This is a genomic window from Fructilactobacillus sp. X2R6C1, from assembly GCF_059901295.1.
Window position 1 is genome coordinate 262,692 of record NZ_JBWXUZ010000001.1, and the last position, 12,088, is coordinate 274,779.

The 12,088-nt window shown below is 38.8% G+C and carries 11 protein-coding genes; 8 read left to right on the top strand and 3 right to left on the bottom strand.

Going from position 1 to position 12,088, the window contains the following annotated elements; all coding sequences use genetic code 11:
- Window positions 1-79: 79 nt before the first annotated feature.
- A complete protein-coding gene (locus tag AC6UDF_RS01315) occupies window positions 80-1,726 on the bottom strand; it encodes an APC family permease (protein ID WP_500693492.1) in 1,647 nt (548 codons plus the stop codon).
- A 112-nt stretch (window positions 1,727-1,838) separates the two neighbouring features.
- Window positions 1,839-2,219, bottom strand: coding sequence for a VOC family protein (locus AC6UDF_RS01320; protein ID WP_500707219.1), 381 nt, complete (start codon window positions 2,217-2,219; stop codon window positions 1,839-1,841).
- 118 nt (window positions 2,220-2,337) lie between these two features.
- Here AC6UDF_RS01320 and AC6UDF_RS01325 point away from each other — a divergent pair, with 118 nt between their 5' ends.
- Entirely contained in the window at window positions 2,338-3,885 is a 1,548-nt protein-coding gene (locus AC6UDF_RS01325) for an ABC-F family ATP-binding cassette domain-containing protein (protein ID WP_500723773.1), read from the top strand.
- A 35-nt stretch (window positions 3,886-3,920) separates the two neighbouring features.
- Here the strand turns inward: AC6UDF_RS01325 and AC6UDF_RS01330 are convergent, their stop codons facing one another.
- Window positions 3,921-4,835, bottom strand: coding sequence for a proline-specific peptidase family protein (locus tag AC6UDF_RS01330; RefSeq protein WP_500695260.1), 915 nt, complete (start codon window positions 4,833-4,835; stop codon window positions 3,921-3,923).
- 161 nt (window positions 4,836-4,996) lie between these two features.
- On the opposite strand from AC6UDF_RS01330, the gene AC6UDF_RS01335 reads away from it, so the two are divergent.
- The 7 genes from AC6UDF_RS01335 to AC6UDF_RS01365 all read left to right on the top strand — a co-directional run bounded on the left by AC6UDF_RS01335 (window position 4,997) and on the right by AC6UDF_RS01365 (window position 12,074).
- Window positions 4,997-6,604, top strand: coding sequence for an ArnT family glycosyltransferase (locus tag AC6UDF_RS01335; RefSeq protein WP_500707217.1), 1,608 nt, complete (start codon window positions 4,997-4,999; stop codon window positions 6,602-6,604).
- 114 nt (window positions 6,605-6,718) lie between these two features.
- Window positions 6,719-8,386, top strand: a complete 1,668-nt coding sequence (locus tag AC6UDF_RS01340; RefSeq protein WP_500693497.1) for a glycosyltransferase family 39 protein — start codon at window positions 6,719-6,721, stop codon at window positions 8,384-8,386.
- A gap of 59 nt (window positions 8,387-8,445) precedes the next feature.
- Window positions 8,446-9,585, top strand: a complete 1,140-nt coding sequence (locus AC6UDF_RS01345) for a cation:proton antiporter (RefSeq protein ID WP_500693498.1) — start codon at window positions 8,446-8,448, stop codon at window positions 9,583-9,585.
- Window positions 9,586-9,634: 49 nt separating this feature from the next.
- Window positions 9,635-10,057, top strand: a complete 423-nt coding sequence (locus AC6UDF_RS01350; RefSeq protein ID WP_500693499.1) for a bis(5'-nucleosyl)-tetraphosphatase — start codon at window positions 9,635-9,637, stop codon at window positions 10,055-10,057.
- On the top strand, window positions 10,047-10,616 hold the full coding sequence (locus tag AC6UDF_RS01355; protein ID WP_500693500.1) for a guanylate kinase: 570 nt from the start codon (window positions 10,047-10,049) through the stop codon (window positions 10,614-10,616). Before AC6UDF_RS01350 ends, AC6UDF_RS01355 begins: the two co-directional genes overlap by 11 nt.
- Window positions 10,617-10,707: 91 nt before the next feature.
- Window positions 10,708-11,256 carry a hypothetical protein gene (locus AC6UDF_RS01360; protein WP_500693501.1) on the top strand — a complete coding sequence of 183 codons (549 nt, stop codon included), beginning with the start codon at window positions 10,708-10,710 and terminating at the stop codon, window positions 11,254-11,256.
- A complete protein-coding gene (locus AC6UDF_RS01365; RefSeq protein WP_500693502.1) occupies window positions 11,256-12,074 on the top strand; it encodes a DUF6681 family protein in 819 nt (272 codons plus the stop codon). The genes AC6UDF_RS01360 and AC6UDF_RS01365 overlap by 1 nt, the downstream gene beginning before the upstream one ends.
- The last annotated feature ends 14 nt before the right edge of the window (window positions 12,075-12,088 follow it).

Below are 12,088 nucleotides of genomic sequence, written 5' to 3' on the forward strand. Positions count from 1 at the left end.
AGAATCCCTCCATCCATTTCAAGAAAAACAAGATGCATACGCATTATAACAAAATCCTTATGATTTTGCATTAACTTAACTAATGGTTGACCTGATCATCATCGACCTGTTCATTGACGCTTTTAGCGTTAAGCATGTTACCAGTGCGCTGATAACTAAAGACACCCCAGTAGAAGAACAGTAGTGCAACTACAATAATTACGATAAAATCATATGGGTAATGAATCCAGTTTTGACCACCGAATGGTGCGGATCCGATATACGAAAATGCTGACATAAAGATTAAATAGGCGACCATCCAAGCTCCTCCACGGAACTTGGTCAGGGTATTTTTCCAGCCGTTCTTGTTTTCGTAGAAGAAGTAAAACGGCAGCCCCAGCATAATAACAAGGATGACTTCAATGGTAGTAGGCCACATTGCCCAATAGATTGCCAAACTAGCAAGAACAAAGGCAAGTGGTGCCATGATTCCAGCAAAACTAATTTTGACTGGACGTTTGAAGTGAGGAGCGTGGAGACGTAATGATCCAAGGGTAACCGGACCAGTTAAGTAGGCAATCAGGGTTGAAGTAGAAATAACACTGGCTAAAACAGCCCAGTTTCTGAACACCGAGACCAAGATGCAACTGACGATCCAGTTTACGATCATTGCGATTCTAGGGGTTCCCCATTTTTGGTTGATCTTACCTAAAAACTTTGGCATATGACCGTTTTCGGTCATTGCTGCTAGTGTCCGACTAGTTGAAGCAACAAATGATACCCCGGTCCCAAAGGGTGAAACGAAGGCGTCTAAATAGAGTAGAATTACTAGCCAGTTCAAGTTCAACATAATGGCTAAATCAGCAAATGGTGAACTGAAATTCAGACCATGCCAACCGTATTTGGCTAAGGTTGACGGGTCAATAACACCAACGAAAGTGAACTGTAACATAACGTAAATGATGATACTGATTAAAAGTGAAATAACGATTCCCCGCCAGATGTTTTTCTTAGGATTGGTAATCTCATCACCAACGTTTATAACCGTTTGAAAAGCATTATAAGAGAAGATGATTCCAGATACGGTGGTAGCCGCAAAGATTGGAGCCGTTCCGTATGGGAAAAATCCACCAGTTTGAACGTTGTTAAAGTTTCCGGGATGAAAACCAGAAGCAAGTAGCATAATAATGGTAAGAACTGGAACTACAATTTTAAAAATTGAAGTCAAAGTAGTGAAACGAGTCAGTAAGTTGACTGACCAGTAGTTTAACAAGGTGAACACTAAGATGAAGAGAAAAACGACGAATAACCCCTCGGTAGTAACCGTGCCATTGGCGTAAAACCCGTGAGTCCAGTTGGCCCATGACCAGGGCCATGAACTCATGTATTGAACGGCAGCGACCGCTTCAATTGGAAGCAGCGTTACAAGTGAGACCCAGTTAGACCATGATGAGATGAATCCTAGAAGAGGGCCGTGGGTATACTGGGCATACTTACTCATCCCTCCACTTTCTGGGAACATGGTTCCTAATTCAATGTAATTAAACGCAATTGCACCAATCACAACGGCACCGATGATCCACGAAATAATGGCAGCTGGACCAGCGGTTTTAGCACCCTCCCAGGCACCGAATAACCATCCTGAACCAATGATTGAGCTTAGTGCCAGCATCGTGACACTGAAAAGGCTCATTTTTGGTTTAGTAACATTTTGATTTGAATTGTCCTTCGAATTTTCTTTTTTCATAAGTATCCTTTCTTTTTGCGTATTCGACGAATATAACAAAAATGATTATGGTTGTAAAATTGAAAAACACTATTTGATGGGGATTTTAGCCGGGTTGTATTCCCTTTCATTCCTATCGTTGATACTCTCTAATTTCAATCAAATTTTTATCTGGATCATTGATAAATAGTGAATTCATTTTACCGTTATGTCCCTGACTTTCGATCGGTCCTGCAACTACTTCAATAAAGTAGTTGGCTAAATGTGACTGGATTGAGTCAAGTGGATCCCTTGCAACCACGCTGAAACTGGTAGAACCAGGAGTTGGATTTTCTGGTTTAACGTTATCTTCTTTGTTTGTGACACAAACGAGTCGTTGGTGACCCAGCTGAAATTCAATTCTAGAATCAGTTTCGATCACAACTGGTAAGTCTAAAACCTCATGGTAAAAACGCATCGATTTCTCGATGTCATTTACCGATATGGTGATGTGATCAATATCTTTGATTTTCATAGGCACTCCTCTTTTTTAAAAATGTACATACAATTATACCACTCAAATTCACCTGATTGACGTTGATTGCGATTCGGTGTTACGGTATAGGTTATGAAATAATGGAGGGAATTATATAATGGCGTTATTAAGTGTATCTAATCTAAGTATGAGTTTTGCCGACAAAGACCTGTACTCGGATGCTACATTTCAGCTAAATAAAGGTGAGCACATGGGAATTGTGGGCCAAAATGGGGTTGGAAAATCAACTTTGATTAAGATTTTGACCAATAAGCAATTGCCCTTATCTGGTGACATCAAATGGCAAAAGGGGACCAAAGTTGGTTACCTAGATCAGTACGTTAATATTCCAAAGGGAATGACACTGATTGATTTTTTGCATACTGCCTTTTCAGACCTCTACAACATGAATCAGCATATGAGCGATTTGTACGTAAAATATGCCGACAATATGGACGAAAAGTTACTTGAACAAGCGGGAAGAATCCAAGAACAACTTGAATCTCGTAATTTTTATGATATTGATACTGAAGTTGAGCAGGTGATTAATGGATTGGGTCTTGACGACATTGGAAGAGATCAAACCATTTCTAAAATGAGCGGGGGACAACGCTCTAAGATTATTTTAGCGAAATTAATTCTGGAGCATCCCGATGTAATTTTGCTTGATGAACCGACTAACTATCTGGATACCGCTCACATTAATTGGTTGGAAGATTATTTAAATAGTTTTGATGGGGCAGCGATGATCATTTCCCATGACTACGACTTTCTAGAAAAAGTAACGAATTGTATCGTAAACGTTGCGTTTGGGAAGGTCACTAAGTACCGTGGTGATTTCAAGTCCGCCATGAGACAAAAAGACGAAAAAGAAATGACCCAGCAGCGGGAGTACGAGAAACAACAAGAAGAGATCTCCAAGGCCAAAACTTTTATTCAAAAAAACAAGGCCGGAAGTCATTCCAATATGGCTAAATCACGGGAAAAGATGTTAAAACGAATGGATGTGATTGAGCCACCTTCAAGTAACATCCAGGCTTCTTTTGACTTTCCGTATGCTGATACTGGATCCCAGAACGCACTAGTGGTTGACCAACTGTCAGTTGGTTACGATCAACCGTTACTTAAGCCAGTTACCTTTTCCGTTAATACTGATCAGAAAGTTGGGCTTCAGGGTTTTAATGGGGTTGGAAAGTCAACCTTAATTAAATCAATCCTCGGACAAATTCCGGCAAAGGGGGGAAAGGCTAACTTTTCTCCATCCGCGAAGGTTAACTATTTCAGTCAAGACTTGATCTGGCCGAATAGTAAGATGACACCCCTGCAAATCATTCAGGATAAGTATCCCAAGTTGACACAGAAGGAGATTCGTTCTCAGCTGGGTCGTTGTGGACTCGACGCTGCTAACGCCATGAAACCAATTGGTGAGCTTTCTGGTGGAGAACAAACTAAGGTCAAATTGGCTTTGATGGAATTTGTAAAAAGCAATTTCTTAATCATGGATGAACCGACTAATCACCTGGACGATGAGACTAAAAATGCTTTAAAACGGGCAATTATTAAATTTCCTGGGAATGCCATCATTGTTAGTCATGAAGCCAGTTTTTATGATGGATTGGTTGACAAGACCATTGACGTTGAAAAATTAAGTTTAAACCAAAAATAAAAAGGCACTTCATTTTGAAGTGTCTTTTCGTTTGCTTATTTTTGGTTGAAAGTTCCATTTTCAACTTGTCTAATGAAGTTGGCCAAATGGTCGTAGTAGACGGGGGCATTATCAATCATGTGGTGATGACCACCGTTTGGGGTTGAAACGAATTGAGCGTTTGGAATCATTTTAGCCATTCGTTTTCCGGTTTCCATTGGCATGGTTTCGTGTTCACCAAAAGTGACCAGTGTTGGAACTTTGATGTCCTTTAAATGATCAGTAAAGTTCCAGTCTTTTAACTTTCCAGTGATGACAAATTCGTTATCACCCTGAAAGGCGTTATAGATCGGTTTGCTCATGGTATCAATGACGTGGGCAATTGCAGGTGGTTGCTTTCGATCCACATATTCCCGATTTAAGAGTTCGACCAGTTCCTGATACTTATCGTTATCGTAATCGTTATTTGCTTCGCATTTTTTCATGTACGCTAATTGTTCGGGGGTGAGCGCTTTTTCTCTAATTTGAGCTAAATGGTCAGTATAGTCCCCGATCCGATCAACCATTGAAGAAATAATGGCACCTTTCAGGTGATCACCATATTTAGCGGCGTACATCTGAACTAAAGCACCACCCCAAGATTGACCAATCAAATAAAATTTATCGATTCCGAGTTTTTGTCTAACCTCTTCAACCTCGTCAAGGAAGTAGTCGTAGGTTAAAACCTTGTTAGCTACCTTCGGATCATCAAAATCGGGAGTGTCGGAGTACCACGAACCTAATTGATCGTACATGTGAACTTGGACGTTTAGTCCTTGTTTTTTCAGTTGTTTCGCAGTGTTTTCCCAGTATTCATGTGTTCCACCCGGGCCACCATGAAGGGCGAGAAGATGAATGTCTCCGGTCCCTTGAGTGTTAGTCCATAGGTGGTAACCATTATCTAATGTAATGATTTTAGTTCCTTGTTTCATAACATTCACCTACCTAATTAGTTTAATTATTATGATAACACTTTAAAATGGTAAAAAAAGTGTGGAAGAATCAACGTACCCGTGTGATACACGTTCAAACGTGTACATAACAATTATTCTAGGATATAATGGGAACGGTTTAAAAAGGAGTAGGATCGGAAATGGAGTTCCGTATAAAACGTTTCATTAAAAATGTAAACGTTTGTTATTTTTTGGCTTTTGTGGTCGTAGCCTTAATCTTTATTGGGATGTTTAGTTACGCATCGCCACTTTATTATTTTGATTATTCGCCCGACGTTAACTGTTTCTTTACGGTCGGCAAGGGTATGATGCACGGACTAGTTCCGTACAAGGATGTTTTTGAGCAAAAGGGGCCATACGTTTATCTGCTTTATGGGCTCGCTTATTTAATCAGTCACTATTCGATTATTGGAATTACCATAGCAGAAATAATTGCATTAGCAACCTCGTTATTTTTGGTTTTTAAAACCGCTCATTTATACGTTAGTAAACCAACTGCTTCAATTTTGGCACTTATAACGCCCTTTTTCTTAATGTTTCAAGAGTATTTTACCTATGGTGGCCTGGCGGAAGAATTCGTGTTTCCGATGATTTTATCGGCCATTTATTTAACTTTTAAAGCATGCCACAATCATTTTGCGATTAGTAACGTGAACTGGTTAGTTCAGGGATTCCTAGTTGGGGTGGTTTTTTTATCTAAATACACGCTGTTGGGCACTTGGATTGCTTTTTACATTATTTTTGCGCTGGTTTATTTGTATCATAAAAAGTTTAGTAGTCTTTTTAAGTTGATCTTTTCAAGTGGCGTTGGTTTTTTGGCCGCGATAGTACCCTGGGGAATTTATTTTCTCGTTACTAACTCGTTTAAAGCCTTTTACGACGTTTATTTTGTTTCCAACATGACGGTTTATAGCACCTCAGCTAATGGTGGAATTTTCACGAAGATTGCTGGCTCACTAGCCATTTTTAGTGAATTTTTAATTGATAAACCGCAACTCTTTGTTTTGGGTGCAATTCCGTTAATTCTTTTTGTCGTCTTTAATCATGGGGCGGAAAAGAATATTTTTTTGTGTATGATGTTTGTGAGTGCTTTTTTTGCTGTTTACAGCTATACCCCAGATACCCTATACGTCTATTACCAATTAGCGTTTATGCCGTACGTTCTTGTAACGTTGGTCGTTTTAATTGCTAAAGGACTAAATTATAAGCAAATTACATTGCCTAGTAAGCGACTTGTTTCGACGTTTATTTTGATGACGCTTTTAGTCCTGTTCTTTACCATGGGGGTTAACGGTAATTTTCAAAAATCAAAATTATTTCCGAATAACAATCAGGAAACGCTGGATCCTAGTGATCCGCAGACCGCGCAAAAGAAGTTTGGCAAAATTATTAGAAAAGAGAGTAAGGGAACTCCAACCCTTCTCAACTACGGATATCTTGATCTTGGCATGTACACGGTCTCAGGAGCACTTCCCACGCAGTATTATTTCCAGATCAACAATATCTCGTATGATAAGAACCCTAAAATGGTCGAGTCACAAAATAAAGTTGTTAAAAAGAAGGCGGTTGAATGGATTGTCGTAAAGACCAATCAAGCTGATTCAATCAAAACATACTTTGGCAGACACGATTCTACTAGACCAGCATCCAAAACCCTGTTAGAGAATTATCGGGTCGTATCCACTCATGAACAAAAGGCTCCCAATAATCGGAAGTCAGTATATTGGTTACTAAAAAGAAAAGCATAATCTTAAAATAAGGTTATGAAGTCTGGCGTCTCCGCGTTTGAGTGGAGGAATGTGGTATAATTGCTTTTATTATTGAGTGTGAGCTTAAATTCTTAATGATTGGAAGAACAATGTATGTTAAAAAAACTAAAAACTAAACCTTATTTATTTGGTTTAACGTTTGTAGTAATGAGTATTATCATAATTCTACTTTTGTCATTTGCTTCACCGTTCTATTATTTTGATACCTCACCCGACAGTAATAATTTTTTCACTGTCGGTAAAGCAATGTTTCACGGAATCATTCCATATAAGGATGTTTTTGAGCAAAAAGGGCCATTTGTTTATTTGCTTTACGGACTAGCCTCACTGATTACAAAACGATCGCTTGTTGGGATGGTACCGTTTGAGATTATTGCGATGATTATTATTATGACCATGGCTTACAAGATTGCTAGATTATACTTGTCACAAAATTGGTCATTTGTAATTTCATTGTTCATGCCAGTTTTTTCCGTGCTTCAGCCATTTTATGACTATGGTGGTTCGGTTGAATTCTTCGTGTTCCCGGCCGTTTTATATTTGATTTATGTTGCTTTAAAGGCTTGTCAAAATGATTTTGATATCAAATGGTGGGAATGGATGATTCAGGGATTCATGGTCGGAGTGGTCTTCTTTTCGAAGTACACTTTACTTGGTCCATGGATTGGATTTTATGTCTTTATGTTTATCTTCTACGTTTACCATCGTCGCTTTAAAGAAATGTGGCGATTGATTTTCTTTAGTGGACTCAGCTTCTTAATCGCACTTATTCCATGGTTGATTTATTTCTTAGTAACAGGGAGTTTTAAGTCCTTTATCCACGTTTACTTTACCATTAACATGACTGTTTACGGTTCATCGGGAATTGTACCAACTAAGATTCTAATGGCAACTGGATTCTTTATGAAGTTTCTGACGCAGTATCCGATCACGGTGGTCTTTGGTCTCTTGGGCTTAATCTATGTTTTATTTGACCATGAAATCTTTAAAGATGGAATTTCAAAGTCGCTTTTCTTGTTCATGATGATTGTAAATGCGATTGTAGCAGTTTACGGTCACACCTTTGGTAAAATCTATCAGTACTATCAATTAGCTTATTTCCCATTTATCATGGTGACAACTATCTTTGTACTGGTGTTTTTTATCAGACACTTTGAATCTAACAGAAAGCTCGCTCTCCCTTGGACGTTTGTTTTCGTAACGCTATGTATGGCCTTAACCTTTGTCCTTGGATCAAACAATAACTTTATTTACTCGAAGTTGCATCCCCAAAACTTATACGTTACTCTTAATCCTAAGAAAGGTGAGTACCAACAGCCTGCTCAAGTTTCGTTTGGAAAGATTATTAGAGACGAAAGTAAGGGAACACCGACCCTTTTAACTTACAGTCGTTTAGAAAATGGTTTTTACACCAGTTCTGGTGCATATCCAACTCATTACTTCTTCGAACGTAATAATATTCCTAGCCGCGCTTATCCTAAAATGATGAGATCAGCTAACAAGGTGGTTCGAAAGAAACAAGTTCAATGGTTGGTAATTAGGGTTGATAATACAAGCAACAAGAGTAATGCTGAGTTGTACAAGTACATGAGCAGTGGTTCTAGAAAGGGTGGACGTGATGCGCTAATTAAGAATTATAAATTGCGTAGTAGTCATGCCCAAATGTTTGAGGAAAGACGAGCTACCTATTACATGTTTGAAGCTAGGTCCAAGCCTAACCCCAATGCAAAGAAAATGATAAAAGAACATAAGTTTTATTAAATTAGTGGAGTTTGTCAAATTGGCAAACTCTGCTTTTTTTGAGGGATAACGGAGGTTATATGGAATATTTAGCAACAATTGGATTGATTTTACTTTCAACGTTGATTTTAGGAGTTTTAAGTCAAAGGATTGGGATGCCAGCGGTGGTAGGAGAGATTATGGCCGGCTTATTAATTGGACCCGCGGTTTTGCACCTAGTCAGTTTAAATCACTTGGTTTCGGTTGGATCCGAAATTGGGGTCATCTTTTTGATGTTTATTGCGGGATTAGAATGTGATTTCGAGTTGGTCAAGAAGTACTTAAAGCCGGCCGTTAGCGTTGCTATCTGTGGGGTCATTTTACCGGTGGTCGCTTTTACCTTTTATGGTCAACTACTAGGCCAAGGAATTGAAAGAGCGCTCTTTTGGGGAGTGATCTTTTCGGCTACTTCAGTATCCATTAGTGTCGAAGTGCTTCAGGAGTTTGGCAAGTTGAAATCGGTCGCGGGAGCAACCATTTTAGGGGCCGCGGTAGTTGACGATGTGATTTCAATTATTTTGTTGAGTGTTTTTTCCAGTGTGTTTGGGACGGAATCAGGATCTAAAAATTTGTTTGTCCTGTTTACGTTTCAAATCTTGTTTTTTGGATTGATTTTTGTTGTCATTAAATGGATTGCACCTTGGCTCATGCGGTTAGCCGACCTTCTTCCTGCCAATTCAGCCGTGTCGATTATGGGGATTAGCATTTGTTTGATCATGGCATATCTGGCAGAAGCGGCCAATCTGAGCACGGTGTTAGGGGCTTTCTTTGCTGGAATTGCAATTGGACGTACGCCGCTTCATGATCAGGTGATTCAAAGTGCTAATCGAATTGGTTATTCCTTCTTTATTCCAATCTTTTTTGCCGCAATTGGGATGGAGATGAGTTTTAAGGGGCTCTCTAGCACGTGGTTGATTGTTGTAGTAATGACGATCTTAGCGGTTCTTACCAAATGGATTGGGTGTGGAATTGGAGCGAAATTAACTGGATTGACCCTAAAAGATGCCAACGTAGTGGGTGCCGGAATGGTATCAAGAGGTGAAATGGCTCTCATTGTCGCTCAGATTGGACTAGCTAGTCATCTGCTTGCTTCTGAACTGTACTCCGAAATTATTATGGTAATTGTACTTTCGACGATTCTTTCACCAATTATGCTTAAGTTCAGTATTAAATCAGTGTAGTTTTTGATTTTTTGGTACAATGAAAGAAACAAATAAATGGGGCATTTTTATGATTAATGAAATTGACGGTGGAACGATTGTTTTTCAACTTAAGGAAAATCAACCACTATATTTACTTTTAAAAAGTGCAACTAGTGATTTTTGGGGATATCCCAAGGGGCACGTCGAGGGAAACGAGACATTACAACAGGCCGCTAAACGTGAATTAAGAGAAGAAACGGGAATTCATGGTGAGATTGATGATGGTTTTGATGTAAAGGTCGAGTATGACATGAAGAATGGCCACCACAAAGTAGTAACTTTCTTTGTGACGGAGGTTCCGGTTGGCACTTCGGTTACCAGACAGAAGGAAGAAATTAGTGAGGATCGTTGGTGCACTTACGAAGAAGCTTTGAAGTTAGTCACATACGATAACTTACTTCCACCACTTAAAAAGGCCAATGAATACATTGAGGACCACTATGTCAAATAAACGATTTGTAATTGTGATTACTGGAGCCGCTGGCACCGGTAAGACCACCATCTCGGATTATTTAATGAAAAAGTATGGAATTCCTAAGGTGATTACCCATACGACCAGAGCACCACGGGATCAAGAGCAAGATGGAGTAGATTATTATTTTGAATCACCGACAAGTTTTAAAAAACTTCATCTTTTAGAATCAGTAAGATATTCGGGGCACTGTTATGGATCATCATACGAAGGGTTAGATCGTGCTTTTTTAAAGTCTCCCATTGTTTCAATTGTGTTAGACACGAAAGGTGCCATTACGTATAAGGATCGATTAGGAGTAGAAGCGGTTGTCATTTTTTTGAAAGTTAAAGATCCGGCTGAGCTTAAAAAGCGCATGATTGATCGCGGGGATACTTTGGCTCAGATTCAAGTTCGCATGGAAAGTAAAGAAGACGCGCGTGATTTAAAGCTTCCAGCTGCTTTAAAAAATCGGTCCATTGTGATTGATAATGAGAAGTGGAGTCAAACTAAGAATCAGATTGATCAAATTGTACTAAATTTAAAAAGACAACTTTAAAGAAATCTTTTATCGACTGGAATAAATTCTTTACTTTTAAGTGCAATAATTAAGTTTCACAAAAGAGAATATACGTTGAGAGGATGATTAAATGTCAAATCGAGTACCACCATTTCTTACTCCATTTGCCATTATTTCAATTTGTTTAGCGTTAGGAGCCACCAATATTGTTGTTAATAAAGCAACCAATACCCACGAAGGTGCTAAAGTCACTACCCATCAAAGCCAGAAACGTTCTATTTTTGACTTTAAGAAGAATGATGATAACAATAAGGGTACTAAGAACCAGAACTCGAATTCTAATGACGATAATAGTAAAAATGAATCCAATAGTTCTGGGACTAAACAAGATAATATGAATAATAACAATAACGATGGCAATAGTAAGTCACCAAATAATGAACAAGGTAAAACAACTTCTGGTGGACAGGAGCAAAATAATTCGACCAGCACGAATGGAAATAATTCGGAGACTGGTAATAACAATCAAAAGACAACTGATAATAACGGTGGAAATGCCGAAAAATCAAGTCAGAATACCGGGAATAACGGCAATTCTAATAATGATACGGGGACTACTTCTAACAATACTCAGAATAATACCCAAGCCAATACGACTAATCCTGGGGGTGAACATTAATGTTTAGTTTTCTAGATATTATTAATCATTATCTTGGATATATAACGATTGAAACAAACACTAAAAGCCGAATTTACGTAATTTTAGGGATTCTAGGCGACTTTTACCTTTTGTACGTTGCCTACCGTTTTGTTGTAAATGGCTTTATGATTAGGGGGGTTCTGGTCTTCTTAGTTGTCTTGATTTTAGCGTACTTCTTGTACCTAAACATCATGTATTACTTTACTAAAAAACGGGCGAAGTTTGATGTTACCCCGGTCATTAATAAGGTCTTGCACATTCAGCCCAAGGAAACTGATCAGCAAACCGAGGCTCGTAGTGGAAGTCGTCGTTATCGTAATATTCCCGCCAACGGTTTATTTGATGAAAGAAAAACGATGCCAGCTAAATTGGAATCGACAATTAGTGAGCGCCATAACGTTCATCATTTAGCCGATACCATGATTACCAAAAAAGTTGCAAGTGATGACTACAATGGATTAGGCGATCGGGCGCTTCTTTCCGAAATTAAAGCTAATCCTAAGCATCGCGTCTACGCTTTGGGTGATGGAGTGTTAATCCCTTACTTTGATTTAAGAGAAGAAAACGGAAAGTATGAAGTCTATGCCGGAATGAATCAGGTTAATTGTGAACCCGTTGGCCACATTGTTAAGGCTGGTTTTGAAGATATTCAAAAAATCGATAAGAATAAAGTCAAGTTGTATCTAGCTGAAGCTTTTTTGGTTGGAGGAAAATACAAGACTTCTGGTCGAGCCGGCTTAATTGATGGAGCTGACGACTATGCGGTTCAGATTAAAATTGCATATCAGAAAAAATAAGAGATCTCATTTGA